Below are 16,347 nucleotides of genomic sequence, written 5' to 3'. Positions count from 1 at the left end.
GATGACGCTCAAACAGCTCGAAGCCTTTTACTGGGCCGCCACTTGCGCGAGTTTCGCGGTGGCGGCCGATCGCCTCCATCTGTCGGTCTCTTCGCTGTCCAAACGCATCGGCGAGCTCGAGGAAGCCCTCGGTCAGGTCCTGTTCGACCGCACCGGCCATAGGGCGGTGCTGACGTCGGCCGGGGAACGCCTGGTGCCGCAGGCGCGCGACCTGCTCGCCTCGGCCGATGGCATCCGCGCCTCGATGGCCGCGCAGCACGAGCTCGCGGGCCGCTGCCGCTTCGGCGTCGGCGAGCTCAGCGCGCTGACCTGGTTGCCGGCCTTCATCGGGCGTGTGCGCCAGGCCTATCCGGCCTTGGCGCTCGAGCCTTACGTGGATATCGGCCAGGTGCTCGAGCGCCGCGTGGCCGACGGCGAACTCGATTTCGCCGTGATCGCCGGACGTTCCTCTCGCAGCGGCATCGTCTCGGTGCCGGCCGGCGAGGCGGCATTCGCCTGGGTCGGCGCGCCGCGGCTGGTGGGCGATGCCAACGTGCTCACCTCCGAGCTGCTGCGGCAGAGTCCGCTCATCACCTTGCCGGATGGTGCCGGCACGCACCGGGTCCTCGAACCCTGGCTCGACAGTCTCGGGCCGGCCGAGCAACGGCTGTCCTGCAACAACTGGGGCGCCATTGTCGGCATGCTGATCGAAGGCGCCGGCATCGGGCTGCTGCCACGGCAGTGGGCGCAGGCCTTGCAGGCGCAGGGCCGGCTGCATGTGCTGACCAGCGATCCCGCGCCGGCCGCGTTGCCGTACAGCGTGCAATACCGGCGCGACGACGCGCGAGCGCTGGTGCAAAAAATGCAGGCGGCCGTGCTGGCGAGCCTGGACTTCACGGCGCCTTGTCACATCCCGTAGCGCCGTTTGCATCTCGATGGCATGCCGAAGCCTCGCCAGACCCGTCCGCGGCTTGCGGGTGGCGCAGGGGCACGCTATTTTAGGTTCATGACACAAGCCCTGCCGACCGGCTCAGCGCCGGCCCGCTCCCTGAGCGGCAACGAACCCTTCTTCATCGTCCTCAACACCGGATCCGGTCGCGAAGACGCCTCGGTCACGCGCGAGACGATCTCGCGCATCCTCGACGAGGCCGGACGCCGCCATCGGATCATCGCCATCGACTCGGGCGCCGAGCTGCCGAAGGCGGCGCGCGAAGCCCTCGAGGCGGCGCGGGCCGAAAACGGCGTGGTGGTCGCGGCCGGCGGCGACGGCACGCTCAACGCGGTCGCCAGTGTGGTGCTCGGCTCGGGCGTGCCGTTCGGCATCCTGCCGCAGGGCACGTTCAACTTCTTCGGCCGGGCGCATGGCATCTCGCAAGACACCGAGGCCGCGACCCGGGCGCTGCTCGAGGCCCGCATCGAAGAGGTGCAGGTGGGCATGCTCAACGGCAATGCCTTCCTGATCAACGCCAGCGTGGGTCTCTACCCGCAGTTGCTCGAAGACCGCGAGGCCTACAAGCAGCGCTATGGCCGCAGCCGCCTGGTGGCGCTCTGGTCGGGCCTGGTCACCCTGTTCCGGCCGCATCGCCAGTTGCGCATCACGCTCGAACGCGATGGCGAAGAGCGTCTGCTGCGCACGCCCACGGTCGTGGTCGGCAACAACACCCTGCAGCTCGAGCGCATCGGCATCGCCGAAGCGCCGGCCACGCGCCAGGGCAAGCTGGTGGCCATGACGGTTCGGCCCGTCGGCACGCTGGCCTTGTATGGTCTGTTGCTGAGCGGGCTGTTCAGCCGGCTCGGCGAAGCCGACCAGGTCATCAGCTTTGCGTTCGACAAGCTCAGCATCGGGCTGGGACGCAAGGTGCGCAAGGTGAAGGTCGCCATGGACGGCGAAATCACCTGGTTGCAGACGCCGCTGGTCTTCGAAGTGGCGCGTGATCGCCTGCCTCTGCTGGTGCCGCCGCCCGAACAGCGGCTGGAGCCGGCATGACCCGGTTGTTGCATATATCGGATACGCATTTCGGCACGACCGTCGAACCCGTGGTGAAAGCCGTGCAACGGCTGGTCGCCGAATGGCAGCCCGAAGTGGTGCTGCTGGGAGGCGACATCACGCAGCGCGCACGACGTCACCAGTTCGCGCTGGCGCGCACCTTCGTGCAGAGCCTTGGCCGGCCGGTCCTGGCGGTGCCCGGCAACCACGACATGCCGCTCTACAATCTCTTTGCGCGCCTGCTCAATCCCTATGGCAACTATCGGCGCGCGCTCGGTGCGACGCTCGAGCCGGTGTTCGACAACGATCAGGTGCTCGCCATCGGCGTCAACAGCACGCGGCCGCATCGTCACAAGGATGGTGAGGTGTCGGCCGACCAGGTGCAGCGCGTGGCGCAACGCCTGCGCGGCGCACGGCGGGGCCAGCTGCGCATCGTGCTCATGCACCATCCGGTGCGCGCGGTCGAAGAGAGCGACACGGCCAACCTGCTGATCGGTCGCGAGCGGGCCGTACCGGCCTGGGTCGATGCGGGCGTGGACCTGATCCTGGGCGGGCACATCCACCTGCCATACGTCGTGCCGCTGTTCGGATCGCAAGGTCAGAAGGGGCGCGGCGCCTGGGCCGTGCAGGCCGGCACGGCCACGTCCTGGCGTGTGCGGGGCAGCGTGCCCAATTCGCTCAACCTGATCGAATACGCCGGCGACGAGCAGGCCGACGCCTGCATGGTCGAGCGTTGGGACTTCGACGCCGCCACCGAGGCGTTCGCCCGTGCGGCGGCCCATCCGCTGATTTTGCATCGCCCGGACTGAACCCCGGGCGGCCCTACGGGTCGATACTGAATGAACGAATACGCTATCTGGGTCGCGGCCCATCCCTGGTTGATCCTGTTGGGCGTCCCGGCGCTGGGCGGTCTCGCGGCCGCGGCCGCCTGGCAATTGCTGATCGGCCTGCCGACCGGGCGTCGTCGCACCGGCGTCTTTCTTGCCATGGCCGGCGTGGCCGGCCTGGTGTTTTTCGGGCTCGCGCTGGCGGTGCGCCAGGAGGGCGGGCTCGTCGTCTTCGATGTGGCGCTGGCCCAGGCGCTCAGCCTCGCCATGCCCACCGCGTTGCTGTGGCTGATGTCGTGGTTCACGCATTTCGGCGACCGCAATCTGCTCACGGTGCTGGCGATCGCCATCGTCCTCGGCTTGCTCTGGCGGCGTCGGTTCATCCTGGCGGCGGGCGGCGTGGCCGCCATGGCCGGGGGCGGCGCGCTCAACTGGATTCTCAAGCACACCTTCGAACGCGTTCGACCCGAGCACACGCATGGCTTCGTCGAGGCCTCGGGCTGGAGTTTTCCGAGCGGTCATGCCTCCGCGGCGATGGCCGTGTATGGATTCTCCTGCTACCTGCTGCTGCGGGCGCTGGCCCCGCGCTGGCGCGTGGTCTGCGTGGCCGGCACGGCGGTGCTGATCGCCGCGATCGGCGTGAGCCGCGTGCTCCTGCAGGTGCACTTCCTGAGCGACGTTGCCGCCGGCTTTGCGGTAAGCGCGTTGTGGCTGGCGGTGTGCGTGGCCGGCACCGAACGCGCGCTCAGGCTCCGGGCCGCCCGATAAGCGCCAGCCAACCCGCGGGATCCGGCGCGGGCGTCGCGTAGCCGGCGCCCGCGCTGCGCAGCGCGTGGGCCAGCCTTTGCGCCCACTGCGCGTCGAGCGGATGCAGGTCGATGACGAGCTTGCCCGCCAGATCGGCATTGACCGCACCATCGCTGTAGCGCGCCAGCGTGCGGTCCACCTCGTGACCATCGCGCAGGGCCAGCACGATCACGTCCGACTCGCGCAAGGCCTCTTCCACCGACAGCGCCAGCGTGGCGAGCCCGCGAAACGCCTCGCAGCGCGCGCCGTCGCGGTCATACACCGTGAGCGGCAGGTCGGGGCGGCTGGCCGCCACCTGCCGTGCGGCCGCGCAGCCCGCTTCGTCGAGACCGATCACGCTCACGCCGTGCGCAACGAGGAAGCCGTCGGGTGCCTGGAATGGACGGAGGGCGCTCATGAGCGAGGCACCGACCAGGTGCTCACCACGTGGGCGAGCGGGGTGTCGTCGTCCGGCGCATGCAACGTGGCTTCGCCCACGCACAGGCGGCCCACCTTCAGCAGGCGCGCATCCGCCACGATGGCGCCCGCGGGGCTGCCACGCAAGAAATTGATCGTCAGGCTGGTCGTGACGGCGCCGGGCTCGCCCGTGGCGCCCACCACCGCGGCGTAGGTCACGAGATCGGCCAGGCTCATGAGCATCGGACCGGCCACCACGCCGCCCAGCCGCTGATGCGTCGGCCGCGGCGGCAGGATGGCGCGCGCCGTGCCAGGGCCGATCTCCGTCACCTCGATGCCCAGCACCGCCGAGAACGGATGTTGATCGCGCAACAACACGGCAAACTCCGCCGGCGTGATGCGGGCCACCGGCGAGGCGGGCTCTGCGGCAGGCGAGGGGGCGGTGCGGGGGCTGTCCATCAGCGTTGCTCCAGGCTCGTGCAGTAATGATCCAGCAGCGTTTCGGCGTGCTGATCGAGGGATTTCAGGCGGCGGGTGTGGTGCAGAAGCAGCAGACCCATCAGGTACGTGAAGGTCGTCATCTGTTCGAGCGCCACGCGCGGCGCGGGCCAGTCGCGCGTGCGCGCGAGACCCTGGCCCAGCAACGCCACGCACAGCCTCAGGCGGGCATTCAGGCGCTCGTCCATCTCGCGGCCCAGCCCATGCGGCGCCAGGCCGCGATAGAGATAGAGCCCGAGCGAAAAATCGGTGGGGCGATCCGCGTAGTAGCCGAAGAACGCCCGCACCACGCCGCGCGCGGCCCGCGGACCGGGGCTGGCCTGCAGCGCATCGGACAAGTAGCCATGCAGACGGTCGAGTGACTCGGCCAGCAATTCGCCGTAGATGGCCTCCTTGCCGTCGAACCACGGGTAGATCGCGCCGGTCGTGCATCCCGCTTCCTTGGCGATGGCGCGGATGGTCGTGGCTTCGAGCCCGTCGCGGCCGAATACCCGCTCCGCCGCATCCAGAATGATCCGGCGGCGCAGGGCGGTGATGCGGTCGGCGCGTGGCGTGGGCGGGGAGGGAGGCGTATTCATGGGATCCGTCGGGCGCGCCATTTTCATAGCGTTGATATCAGGTGATAACAGCGTTATCAGCATACGAGGATTTTCCCGCCAGCGGCTTGTGAGCTAAAAAGTCGGACGAGCGTTGCCTAGGGTTAGCCCGGTGGCTCTATGAAGTAAGGGGGACGGGATGTTGCAAGTTCCCAACAATGCTGCTGTAAAGCGCGAGTTTTCTGGCCCTGACCATAGCCAGTCCACGGGATTTTTGATGCAATAGCGTCAACTTCCCTTCGCGGAGTTAGGGGGGCGGCAGGCCAGAATTTGCTGTGTTGCTGCTCTTTGTCACTCAAATCAACGGAGATTTCTTAAATGAAAAAGACTCTGCTCGCTGCCGCCCTGCTCGCCGGTTTCGCCGGTGTTGCCCAGGCGGAAACGTCGGTCACGCTGTACGGCATCATCGACACCGGTATCGGCTACAACAAGCTCGACATCGATGGCTACAAGCACAGCCGCGTCGGCATGATCAACGGCGTGCAAAACGGTTCGCGCTGGGGTCTGCGTGGTCGTGAAGATCTGGGTGATGGCCTGCGCGCCGTGTTCCAACTCGAGTCGGGCTTCGATTCGAGCACTGGTAACTCCGCCCAAGGTGGCCGCCTGTTCGGTCGTCAAGCTACCGTCGGTCTGGCCAGCGACTCCTGGGGTCAAATCGACTTCGGTCGCCAAACCAACATCGCGTCGAAGTACTTCGGCTCGATCGATCCGTTCGGCGCCGGCTTCGCACAAGCCAACATCGGCCACGCCTTCAGCGCTGCCAACACCAACCGCTACGACAACATGGTCATGTATCAGACCCCGTCGTTCAGCGGCTTCCAATTCGGTGCTGGCTACTCGTTCAACGTCGCTGGTTCGGGCAACTTCGCCACGAACGACAACGTCCGCGGCATCACCACCGGTCTGCGCTACGTTAACGGCCCGCTGAACATCGCTGCCACGTTCGACCAACTGAACCCCGTTCACAGCAGCGACGAAGGCGCAACGCCGCGTTCGTGGGCTGTTGGCGGTAGCTACGACTTCGAAGTCGTGAAGCTGGCTCTGGCCTACGCTCGCACGACCGACGGCTGGTTCGCTGGTCAAGGTCCTGGCGCCCCCACCGGCGGCGTCCCGGGCACCACGTCCTACCCGACGTACTCGTTCGCTGACGGCTTCAAGGCCAACAGCTACATGGTCGGCCTGTCGGCCCCGATCGGCGGTGCTTCGAGCCTGTTCGGTTCGTGGCAGCGTATCGACCCGAGCAACGACAACCTGACCGGCGGCGATTCGACCTCGAACGTCTTCTCGCTGGGTTACACCTACGACCTGTCCAAGCGCACCAACCTGTACGCTTACGGTTCGTACGCCAAGAACGCACTGTTCATCGACGATGCTAAGAGCACCCCCGTGGGCGTGGGCGTTCGCCACCGCTTCTAATCACGGGTGGGGCGCAAGCCCCGCTGTGTGACCAAAAAGCGCACGGACAGTCCTTCGCCCTGTCCGTGAAAAAAGCCACCCGAAAGGGTGGCTTTTTCATTGTTGGAACACTGAATTCAAGGCGTAGAGTTCAGCCGAGAGTAACCGCGCAAATGCTACAATCTGAAGGTTTGCGCTTTTGACGGACGTCTGAATGAATCTGCAACAGTATTTTCCCGTCCTGCTGTTTATCGCGGTGGCCACAGCAATTGGCTTCGCGCTGATCACGGCAGGTTCCTTGCTCGGACCGCGGCGTCCGGATCCTCAAAAGCTCTCGCCCTACGAGTGCGGTTTCGAGGCCTTCGAAGACGCGCGTATGAAGTTCGACGTGCGCTACTACCTCGTGGCCATCCTCTTCATCCTGTTCGATCTGGAAATCGCCTTTTTGTTCCCGTGGGCGATCGCACAGGGCACCGTGGGCCTCGTCGGCTTCTGGACGGTCATGGTTTTCCTCGCCGTGCTGACGGTCGGCTTCATCTACGAATGGAAAAAGGGCGCGCTGGATTGGGAGTGATGCACCTCGCATCCTTCTGGCACGCTAGCAGAGACGAATATGGCAATTGACGGCATTCTCAAGCAAGGCTTCATCACCACCAGCGCCGACAAGTTCATCAACTGGGCCAAGACCGGTTCGATGTGGCCCATGACCTTCGGTCTGGCCTGTTGCGCGGTCGAGATGATGCACGCGGGCGCGGCCCGCTACGACCTCGACCAATTCGGCATCATCTTCCGCCCGAGTCCGCGTCAGTCCGATTTGATGATCGTGGCTGGCACGCTGTGCAACAAGATGGCCCCGGCACTGCGCAAGGTCTATGACCAGATGCCCGAGCCGCGCTGGGTGGTTTCCATGGGCTCCTGTGCCAATGGCGGCGGTTACTACCACTACTCGTATTCGGTGGTGCGTGGCTGCGACCGCATCGTGCCTGTCGACGTCTACGTGCCGGGTTGTCCGCCCACCGCCGAGGCGCTGGTCTATGGTCTGCTGCAAATGCAGAACAAGATCCGCCTGACCAACACGATTGCGCGCTGATTCGTCCGCGGACAGCGCGGCGGGCTGAGGCCTGCCTGCGCGCGGCGAAGCAGTGTATCGGTTTACCTATGCGTACAAGATGATGACCAGGCTCGAAACCCTGAAAAACAATTTGCAAGCCACGCTCGGCCAGGATATCGCCCTGACCGAACACATCGGCGAGCTCACGCTCGAAGTTGCGGCCGACCAATGGCTCACGGTGTGCAACAAGCTGCGTACCGAGCCGTCGCTGCATTTCGAAAGCTGTCTCGACCTGTGTGGCGTCGATTACCTCACCTGGGGTAATGGCTCGCGCGCCGCGCAAGCCGACGACAAGGCCGGCCCGCAGCGCGGCCGTTTCGCGGTGGTGATCCATCTGATCTCCATCGAACACAACTGGCGCCTGCGCGTGCGCACCTTCGCCGCCGACGACGAGTTCCCGATGGTCTCGTCGCTGCTCGAGTGCTGGCCCGGCGTCAACTGGTACGAGCGCGAAGCGTTCGACCTCTACGGCATCGTGTTCGAAGGCCATCCCGACCTGCGCCGCATCCTGACCGACTACGGTTTCATCGGCCACCCGTTCCGCAAAGACTTCCCGCTGTCGGGCACCGTCGAAATGCGCTACGACCCCGAACAGAAGCGCGTCATTTACCAGCCGGTCACCATCGATCCGCGTGAAATCACGCCGCGGGTGGTGCGTGAAGACTCTTACGGCATGGGGCGTTAATCATGGCAGAAATCAAGAACTACACGCTCAACTTCGGCCCTCAGCATCCGGCCGCGCACGGTGTGCTGCGCCTGGTGCTCGAGCTCGACGGCGAAGTGATCCAGCGCGCCGATCCCCATATCGGCCTGCTGCACCGCGCCACCGAAAAGCTGGCCGAACACAAGACCTACATCCAGGCGCTGCCCTACATGGACCGCCTGGACTACGTGTCCATGATGTGCAACGAGCACGCGTATGTCATGGCCATCGAGAAGCTGCTGGGCATCGAAGCGCCGCTGCGTGCGCAGTACATCCGCGTGATGTTCGATGAGATCACCCGCATCCTGAATCACCTGATGTCGCTCGGCTCGCACGCCCTCGACGTGGGCGCGATGGCGGTGTTCCTCTATGCCTTCCGCGAACGCGAAGACCTGATGGACTGCTACGAAGCCGTCTCGGGCGCGCGCATGCACGCGGCCTACTATCGTCCGGGCGGCGTCTACCGCGACCTGCCCGAAACGATGTCGCAGTACGGCGAAAGCAGCAAGTACCGTGGCGACAAGGAACTGCGCGTCATGAACGACGCCCGTTCGGGTTCGCTGCTCGACTTCATCGAAGACTTCACCAACCGTTTCCCGGCCTGTGTCGACGAATACGAAACGCTGCTGACCGACAACCGCATCTGGAAGCAACGTCTGGTGGGCATCGGCGTGGTCGATCCCGATCGCGCCAAGGCCCTGGGCTTCACCGGCCCGATGCTGCGTGGTTCGGGCGTGGCCTGGGATCTGCGCAAGACCCAGCCTTACGAAGTCTACGATCTGATGGATTTCGACGTGCCCGTGGGCGTGAACGGCGACTGCTACGACCGCTACCTGGTCCGCGTGGCCGAGTTGCGCGAGAGCAACCGCATCATCCGCCAGTGCATCGAGTGGCTGCGCAACAATCCCGGCCCCGTCATGGTCGAGAACCACAAGGTCGCACCGCCCAGCCGCACCGCCATGAAAACCAACATGGAAGAGCTGATTCACCACTTCAAGCTCTTCACCGAAGGTTTCCACGTGCCGCCGGGCGAGTCTTACGCCGCGGTGGAACACCCGAAGGGCGAGTTCGGCATCTACATGGTGTCGGACGGTGCCAACAAACCCTACCGCCTGAAGATTCGGGCGCCTGGCTTTGCTCACCTGCAATCGCTGGACGAAATGGCTCGCGGCCACATGATCGCCGACGCCGTGACCATCATCGGTACGCAGGACATCGTTTTCGGCGAGATCGACCGCTGATCCGTCAGTCTAGAGCGCCCGCATAAATCCGGATTCAAACTATGCTGCTTTCCGCACAGGCCTACCAGAAAATCGACCGAGAACTGGCCAAGTTCCCGGCCGACCAACGGCAGTCGGCCATCATGGCTTCGCTTGCCATCGCGCAAGAAGAGAAGGGCTGGTTGCCTGCCGAAATCCTCGAAGACGTGGCCAAGTACATCGGCGTCCCGCCCATCGCGGTCCAGGAAGTCGCCACGTTCTACAACATGTTCGACGTCAAGCCCGTCGGCCAACACAAGATCGCAGTGTGCACCAATCTGCCCTGTGCCTTGCGTGATGGCGAGCGCGCTGGCGAATACCTCAAGCGCAAGCTCGGGGTCGAGTACCGTGAAACGACCGCCGACGGCAAATTCACCCTGATCGAGGGCGAGTGCATGGGCGCCTGCGGCGATTCGCCGGTCGTCATCGTGAACAACAAGCATATGTGCGTGCGCATGACCGAAGAAAAGCTCGACGCGCTGGTCGACGGCCTGAAGGCGCAAGGAGAGTCGGCATGAACGCGCCGGAACTGTACAAGCAACTGGCTCAGGGCCTGGACCCCAATCCGGGCCAGGATCTGTCGCGCTCGATGGTCTTTCACGGCCGTCACATCCAGCCGCAGATCATGGCCGATGTCGATGGCGAGAACTGGCGTCTGGCCGAGTACGTCAAGCGCGGCGGCTACGAAGCCCTGCGCAAGATCCTGACCACGGGCATGAAGCCCGAAGACGTGATCGCCGAAGTCAAGGCCTCGGGTCTGCGTGGTCGCGGCGGCGCCGGCTTCCCGACCGGCCTGAAGTGGAGCTTCATGCCGCGCGCGTTCCCGGGTCAGAAGTACCTCGTCTGCAACTCCGACGAAGGCGAACCCGGCACGTTCAAGGATCGCGACATCCTGCGCTTCAATCCCCACATCGTGATCGAAGGCATGGCGATCGCCGCCTACGCCATGGGGATCAGCGTCGGCTACAACTACATCCACGGTGAAATCTTCGAAGTGTACGAACGCTTCGAAGAGGCCCTCGAAGAGGCGCGCGCCGCCGGCTTCCTGGGCGACAAGATCCTGGGTTCCGACTACAACTTCCAGCTGCACGCCTTCCATGGCTACGGCGCCTACATCTGCGGCGAAGAAACCGCGCTGCTGGAGTCGCTCGAAGGCAAGAAGGGCCAGCCGCGCTTCAAGCCGCCGTTCCCGGCGAGCTTCGGCCTGTACGGCAAGCCCACCACGATCAACAACACCGAGACCTTCGCGGCGGTGCCCTGGATCATCCGCAATGGCGGCCAGGCCTACCTCGAAGTCGGCAAGCCGAACAACGGCGGCACCAAGCTGTTCTCGATCACCGGCGACGTCGAACGTCCCGGCAACTACGAGATTCCGCTGGGCACGCCGTTCTCGACCCTGCTCGAACTGGCAGGCGGCATGCGCGGTGGCAAGAAGCTCAAGGCCGTCATTCCGGGGGGCTCCAGCGCTCCGGTGCTGCCGGCCGACATCATGATGGAATGCACGATGGACTATGACTCCATCTCCAAGGCCGGCTCCATGCTGGGCTCGGGTGCCGTCATCGTGATGGACGAAACGCGTTGCATGGTGAAGTCGCTGCTGCGTCTGTCGTACTTCTACTTCGAAGAAAGCTGCGGTCAGTGCACGCCGTGCCGTGAAGGCACGGGCTGGCTCTACCGCATGGTGCATCGCATCGAGAAGGGCCAGGGCCGTCCGGAAGATCTGGACATGCTCGACAACGTGGCCGCCAACATCATGGGCCGCACGATCTGCGCGCTCGGTGATGCCGCCGCCATGCCCGTTCGCAGCTTCATCAAGCATTTTCGCGACGAATTCGCGCACCACATCGAGCACAAGTCTTGTGTGGTCCCGCAATATCTGTAGGTCTCAGGAACAGCAATGGTTGAACTAACCGTCGACGGCAACAAGGTCGAAGTGCCCGAAGGCAGCATGGTCATGCATGCCGCCCAAAAGATCGGCTTGTATGTGCCGCATTTCTGCTACCACAAGAAACTGTCCATCGCGGCCAACTGCCGCATGTGCCTGGTTGACGTGGAAAAAGCGCCCAAGGCGCTGCCCGCCTGCGCCACGCCTGTCACCAATGGCATGGTGGTGCACACTTGCAACGAGAAAGCCAAGGCCGCCCAGAAGTCGGTCATGGAATTCCTGCTGATCAATCACCCGCTGGATTGCCCGATCTGCGACCAGGGTGGTGAGTGCCAGCTGCAGGATCTGGCCGTGGGCTATGGTGGCTCGTCCTCGCGCTACGCCGAAGAAAAGCGCGTGGTCTTCCACAAGGATCTCGGCCCGCTGGTGTCGGCCGAGGAAATGTCCCGCTGCATCCACTGCACCCGCTGCGTGCGCTTCGGCCAGGAAATTGCCGGCGTCATGGAGCTGGGCATGCTCGGCCGTGGCGAACACTCCGAAATCACGTCGTTCGTGGGACGGTCGATCGAGTCCGAGCTGTCGGGCAACATGATCGATATCTGTCCGGTCGGCGCGCTGACTTCCAAGCCGTTCCGCTACAGCGCCCGCACCTGGGAACTCGCCCGCCGCCGCTCGGTCAGCCCGCACGACAGCGTGGGCGCCAACCTGGTCGTCCAGGTCAAGGGCGACCGCGTCCTGCGCGTGGTGCCGTTCGAAAACGAAGACGTCAACGAGTGCTGGATCAGCGACCGTGACCGTTTCTCGTACGAAGGCCTGAACAACGAAGACCGCCTGGCTTCGCCCATGATCAAGGGCGCCGACGGCAAGTGGCAGGAAGCCTCCTGGGCCGATGCCCTGCAGGCCGTGGCCCAGGGTCTGTCGCGTGTTCGCGAAAGCTTCGGCGCCGGCCAGATCGGCGCCCTGGCCGCCGACTACGCCACCACCGAAGAATTCGCGCTGCTCAACCGTCTGGTGCGCGCGCTGGGTTCCGAGAACATCGACTTCCGTCTGCGTCAGACCGACGCCGGCTTCGACGCGGCCCTCGGTGGCGCGCCGTGGCTCGGCATGGCGATCGCCGACCTCGACACCGCCGATCGCGTGCTGGTCGTCGGTTCGTTCCTGCGCAAGGATCACCCGCTGATGGCCCAGCGTCTGCGCCAGGCCGCCAAGCGCGGCACGCAGATCCTGATGGTCGACAGCGCCGCCGACGATCCGCTGATGCCCGTCACCGCACGCCTGACCCTCGGCCCGTCCGAGCTGGCGCGCGGCCTGGCCGAAGTGGTGGTCGCGCTGGCCCAGCTCAAGGAGCAGGGCGTGCCGGCCGAGTTCGCCAGCGTCACGCCGGGCGAAGAGGCCAAGCGCATCGCCGCCAGCCTCGCGTCGGGTTCCAACACCGCCGTGCTGCTGGGCAACCTGGCCGTGGCTTCGCCGGTCGCCAGCACGCTGGCCGCCAACGCGCAGGCCATCGCCAAGCTGGCCGGCGGCAAGTTCGGCTTCCTGACCGCGGGTGGCAACACCGTCGGCGGTTACCTGGCTGGCGCCGTGCCGGGCAAGTCGGGCAAGAACGCCGCCCAGATGCTCGCCGAGCCGCTGAAGGCCTACATCGTGCTGCACGCCGAGCCCGCGCTCGATGCCGATAACGGTCCGCAGGCACTGGCAGCTCTGGCCGGTGCGCAGTTCGCCGTCGCGCTCACGCCGTTCCGCTCGTCGGCGCAGGATTGGGCCGATGTCATGCTGCCCGTGTCGCCGTTCACCGAAACCTCCGGCACCTACGTCAACGCCGAAGGCCGCGCCCAGAGCTTCAAGGGCACCGTCGCGCCGTTCGGCCAGACCCGTCCGGCCTGGAAGGTTCTGCGCGTGCTGGGCAATGTGCTGCACCTCGCCGGCTTCGAAGAAGAAACCTCCGAAGCCGTGCGTGACGCCGCGCTCGCCGGCGGCATCGAAGGCCGTCTGTCCAACGAGATCAATGCCGCGCTCGGTCTGGGCAAGGCTGCCGGCGCGCTCGAGCGCGTGGCCGATGTGCCGATCTACCGCAGCGACGCCATCGTGCGCCGCTCCGAACCGCTGCAGGCTTCCGCCGCCTCGCGTGCCCCCCGTGCACGCCTGAACGGCCGGACGCTGGCGGCCCTGAGCCTGACCGCGGGTGTGAAGATTCGGGTGACGAGCGCGCAAGGCGCGGTCGAACTCGAAACCGTGCAGGACGACGCCGTGGCCGATAACGCCGTGCGCATCGCCGCTGCCTTCGCACAAACCGCCGCCCTGGGTGGCGCCTTCGGTCAAATCAGCGTGGAGCGTGCCTGATGGAATGGCTTAATGTTCTCGAGGGCCACGGTACGGCGCTGCTCGGACCCACGGCATGGATGGTGGTCTGGACCATCGTCAAGATCCTCGTCATCGCGGTGCCCATCATTCTGTGCGTGGCGTATCTCACTTACTGGGAACGCAAGATGATCGGCTGGATGCACGTGCGCCTGGGACCGACCCGTGTCGGTTTCAAGGGCCTGCTGCAGCCGTTCGCCGACGTCTTCAAGCTGCTCACCAAAGAAGTGGTGGTGCCGTCCGAGGCCAACAAGATCCTCTTCATCGTGGCGCCCGTCGTCACGCTGATGCCGGCGCTTGCAGCCTGGGCGGTCGTGCCCTTCGGTCCCGAACTGGTGCTGGCCAATGTCAACGCCGGCCTGCTCTACGTGATGGCCATCACCTCGATCGGGGTGTATGGCGTGATCGTGGCCGGTTGGGCGTCCAACTCCAAGTACGCGTTCCTGGGTGCCCTGCGCGCCTCGGCGCAGATGGTGTCGTACGAACTCGCGATCGGCTTCGTGCTGGTCACGGTGCTGCTGGTCTCCGGCAGCCTCAACATGAGCGAGATCGTGCTGGGTCAGGGTCGCGGCTGGTTCGCCGACCACGGCCTGACGTTCCTCTCCTGGAACTGGCTGCCGCTGCTGCCGCTGTTCGTGATCTACGTGATCTCCGCCGTTGCCGAAACCAACCGCCACCCGTTCGACGTGGTGGAAGGCGAATCGGAAATCGTGGCCGGTCACATGGTCGAGTACTCGGGCATGGCGTTCGCGCTGTTCTTCCTGGGCGAATACGCCAACATGATCCTGCTGTCGTGCATGGCCGCGATCATGTTCCTGGGTGGCTGGATGGCGCCGATCGACATCGTGCCGCTGACCTGGATCCCGGGCTGGATCTGGCTGGGACTCAAGACTTTCTTCGTGGTCTCGCTGTTCGTGTGGTTCCGCGCGTCGTTCCCGCGTTACCGCTATGACCAGATCATGCGTTTGGGTTGGAAGATTTTCATCCCGCTGACCGGCGTGTGGCTGGTCGTCGTGGCAGTCTGGATGCAGACGCCCTGGAACATTTGGCGCTAAGCCGCCGGATTGAGGCTGGATATGGAAGCGATCAAAGATTTTTTCAGCAGCTTGATGCTGACTGAACTGCTCAAGGGCATGCGCCTGACGGGCAAGTACTTCTTCAAGCGCAAGGTCACCCTGCGCTACCCGATGGAAAAGACGCCGACCTCGGCCCGTTTCCGTGGTCTGCACGCGCTGCGCCGCTACCCCAATGGGGAAGAGCGCTGTATCGCCTGCAAACTCTGTGAGGCGGTCTGCCCGGCGCTGGCCATCACCATCGAATCGGACCAGCGCGAGGACGGCACCCGCCGCACCACGCGCTACGACATCGATCTGACCAAGTGCATCTTCTGCGGCTTCTGTGAAGAAAGCTGCCCGGTGGACTCGATCGTCGAAACGCACATTCACGAGTACCACGGTGAAAAGCGCGGCGATCTTTACTTCACCAAAGACATGCTGCTCGCCGTTGGCGACCGCTACGAAGCCGACATCGCCCAACGCCGGGCCGAAGACGCGCCTTACCGTTGATCGCCAGGGTCTGATCCATGACTTTTACTTCTGTCCTGTTTTACATACTGGCGTTCGTCCTGGTGGTGGCCGCCTTCCGCGTCATCACCGCGCGCAGCCCGGTCACGGCCGTGCTGCACCTGATCCTCGCGTTCTCGAACGCGGCGATGCTGTGGATGCTGCTGGGGGCCGAGTTCCTGGCCCTGCTGCTGGTGCTGGTGTACGTCGGTGCCGTGATGGTGCTGTTCCTGTTCGTCGTGATGATGCTCGACATCCGGATCGACAACCTGCGCAGCGGCATGAAAACCTACCTGCCGCTGGGCCTCCTGATCGGTCTGGTCATGGTGGTCGAGATGTCGTTCGTGCTGTTCGCGACCTGGGGTGATGTCGGCCCGCAAGTCGTTCAGGCTGGCGATTACAACAATGCCCGTGCGCTGGGCGAAGCGATGTACACGCAGTACGTCTACGGTGTCGAAGTGGGCGCCGCGCTGCTGCTGGTCGGCATGGTGGCGGCGATCGCGCTGACCCTGCGCCGCCGTCGCGACGTCAAGTACAACGATCCGGTGGCCGCCGTCCGCGTGCGCGCCAAGGACCGCTTCCGCATGGTCAAGATGACGGCCCAGAGCGACCGCGCGCAAGGCCGCACGGCCGCGCCGGCCGCCGCCGATGGCGCCGCCCAAGGAGAAAAACAATGACGCTGACGCTGGCTCACTACCTGATCCTGGGGGCGATCCTGTTCGCCATCGGCATCTTTGGCATTTTCCTCAACCGCCGCAACCTGATCATCCTGCTGATGTCCATCGAGCTCGTGCTCCTGGCCGTCAACATGAACTTCGTGGCGTTCTCGAGCTGGTACGGCGATACCGCCGGCCAGGTGTTCGTGTTCTTCATCCTGACCGTGGCCGCGGCCGAGGCCGCCATCGGCCTCGCGATCCTGGTGCTGCTGTTCCGCAACCTGAACACGATCAACGTTGACGATCTCGATCGCCTGAAGGGCTGACG

The 16,347-nt window shown here is 64.9% G+C and carries 19 protein-coding genes; 16 read left to right on the top strand and 3 right to left on the bottom strand.

Annotated features, from left to right (window positions below):
* Position 1 precedes the first annotated feature (1 nt).
* From CAL25_RS08950 to CAL25_RS08935, 4 genes are all read left to right on the top strand, one after another.
* On the top strand, positions 2–898 hold the full coding sequence (locus CAL25_RS08950; protein ID WP_094800182.1) for a LysR family transcriptional regulator: 897 nt from the start codon (positions 2–4) through the stop codon (positions 896–898).
* An 87-nt stretch (positions 899–985) separates the two neighbouring features.
* On the top strand, positions 986–1,966 hold the full coding sequence (locus CAL25_RS08945; protein ID WP_094799629.1) for a diacylglycerol/lipid kinase family protein: 981 nt from the start codon (positions 986–988) through the stop codon (positions 1,964–1,966).
* Positions 1,963–2,775 carry a metallophosphoesterase family protein gene (locus CAL25_RS08940; protein WP_094799628.1) on the top strand — a complete coding sequence of 271 codons (813 nt, stop codon included), beginning with the start codon at positions 1,963–1,965 and terminating at the stop codon, positions 2,773–2,775. Before CAL25_RS08945 ends, CAL25_RS08940 begins: the two co-directional genes overlap by 4 nt.
* Positions 2,776–2,805: 30 nt before the next feature.
* Complete coding sequence (locus tag CAL25_RS08935) at positions 2,806–3,561, top strand: phosphatase PAP2 family protein (RefSeq protein WP_094799627.1); 756 nt, start codon at positions 2,806–2,808, stop codon at positions 3,559–3,561.
* On the opposite strand, the gene CAL25_RS08930 is transcribed toward CAL25_RS08935, so the two are convergent.
* The 3 genes from CAL25_RS08930 to CAL25_RS08920 are packed head-to-tail and all read right to left on the bottom strand — an operon-like array spanning position 3,539 to position 5,072.
* A complete protein-coding gene (locus tag CAL25_RS08930) occupies positions 3,539–3,997 on the bottom strand; it encodes an NAD(P)-binding domain-containing protein (RefSeq protein ID WP_094799626.1) in 459 nt (152 codons plus the stop codon). The genes CAL25_RS08935 and CAL25_RS08930 overlap by 23 nt on opposite strands.
* A complete protein-coding gene (locus CAL25_RS08925; RefSeq protein WP_094799625.1) occupies positions 3,994–4,455 on the bottom strand; it encodes a PaaI family thioesterase in 462 nt (153 codons plus the stop codon). The genes CAL25_RS08930 and CAL25_RS08925 overlap by 4 nt, the downstream gene beginning before the upstream one ends.
* Positions 4,455–5,072, bottom strand: coding sequence for a TetR/AcrR family transcriptional regulator (locus tag CAL25_RS08920; protein ID WP_094800181.1), 618 nt, complete (start codon positions 5,070–5,072; stop codon positions 4,455–4,457). The genes CAL25_RS08925 and CAL25_RS08920 overlap by 1 nt, the downstream gene beginning before the upstream one ends.
* A 336-nt stretch (positions 5,073–5,408) precedes the next feature.
* On the opposite strand from CAL25_RS08920, the gene CAL25_RS08915 reads away from it, so the two are divergent.
* From CAL25_RS08915 to nuoK, 12 genes are all read left to right on the top strand, one after another.
* Positions 5,409–6,506 carry a porin gene (locus CAL25_RS08915; protein ID WP_094799624.1) on the top strand — a complete coding sequence of 366 codons (1,098 nt, stop codon included), beginning with the start codon at positions 5,409–5,411 and terminating at the stop codon, positions 6,504–6,506.
* A 193-nt stretch (positions 6,507–6,699) separates the two neighbouring features.
* Positions 6,700–7,059 carry an NADH-quinone oxidoreductase subunit A gene (locus CAL25_RS08910; RefSeq protein ID WP_094799623.1) on the top strand — a complete coding sequence of 120 codons (360 nt, stop codon included), beginning with the start codon at positions 6,700–6,702 and terminating at the stop codon, positions 7,057–7,059.
* A gap of 39 nt (positions 7,060–7,098) precedes the next feature.
* Complete coding sequence (locus CAL25_RS08905; RefSeq protein WP_066132774.1) at positions 7,099–7,575, top strand: NuoB/complex I 20 kDa subunit family protein; 477 nt, start codon at positions 7,099–7,101, stop codon at positions 7,573–7,575.
* A 79-nt stretch (positions 7,576–7,654) separates the two neighbouring features.
* Entirely contained in the window at positions 7,655–8,281 is a 627-nt protein-coding gene (locus CAL25_RS08900; RefSeq protein WP_170948447.1) for an NADH-quinone oxidoreductase subunit C, read from the top strand.
* Positions 8,282–8,283: 2 nt separating this feature from the next.
* Entirely contained in the window at positions 8,284–9,540 is a 1,257-nt protein-coding gene (locus CAL25_RS08895) for an NADH-quinone oxidoreductase subunit D (RefSeq protein ID WP_094799621.1), read from the top strand.
* 41 nt (positions 9,541–9,581) lie between these two features.
* Entirely contained in the window at positions 9,582–10,076 is a 495-nt protein-coding gene (gene nuoE / locus CAL25_RS08890; RefSeq protein WP_094799620.1) for an NADH-quinone oxidoreductase subunit NuoE, read from the top strand.
* Positions 10,073–11,440, top strand: coding sequence for an NADH-quinone oxidoreductase subunit NuoF (gene nuoF, locus CAL25_RS08885; RefSeq protein WP_094799619.1), 1,368 nt, complete (start codon positions 10,073–10,075; stop codon positions 11,438–11,440). The genes nuoE and nuoF overlap by 4 nt, the downstream gene beginning before the upstream one ends.
* Before the next feature lie 15 nt (positions 11,441–11,455).
* The gene (gene nuoG / locus CAL25_RS08880) at positions 11,456–13,783 is read left to right on the top strand and encodes an NADH-quinone oxidoreductase subunit NuoG (RefSeq protein WP_094799618.1); all 2,328 of its coding nucleotides are present in this window, start codon (positions 11,456–11,458) and stop codon (positions 13,781–13,783) included.
* Complete coding sequence (gene nuoH / locus CAL25_RS08875; protein ID WP_094799617.1) at positions 13,783–14,856, top strand: NADH-quinone oxidoreductase subunit NuoH; 1,074 nt, start codon at positions 13,783–13,785, stop codon at positions 14,854–14,856. The genes nuoG and nuoH overlap by 1 nt, the downstream gene beginning before the upstream one ends.
* A gap of 21 nt (positions 14,857–14,877) precedes the next feature.
* A complete protein-coding gene (gene nuoI, locus CAL25_RS08870) occupies positions 14,878–15,366 on the top strand; it encodes an NADH-quinone oxidoreductase subunit NuoI (protein ID WP_094799616.1) in 489 nt (162 codons plus the stop codon).
* Between the two features lie 17 nt (positions 15,367–15,383).
* Entirely contained in the window at positions 15,384–16,040 is a 657-nt protein-coding gene (locus CAL25_RS08865) for an NADH-quinone oxidoreductase subunit J (protein WP_094799615.1), read from the top strand.
* On the top strand, positions 16,037–16,345 hold the full coding sequence (gene nuoK, locus CAL25_RS08860) for an NADH-quinone oxidoreductase subunit NuoK (RefSeq protein ID WP_094799614.1): 309 nt from the start codon (positions 16,037–16,039) through the stop codon (positions 16,343–16,345). Before CAL25_RS08865 ends, nuoK begins: the two co-directional genes overlap by 4 nt.
* Positions 16,346–16,347: the final 2 nt, after the last annotated feature.

The organism is Bordetella genomosp. 5 (assembly GCF_002261315.1).
Lineage (GTDB): Bacteria > Pseudomonadota > Gammaproteobacteria > Burkholderiales > Burkholderiaceae_B > Bordetella.
The sequence above is the reverse complement of the archived record's forward strand: the minus strand, read 5'-3'. Positions and strand labels throughout refer to the sequence as shown.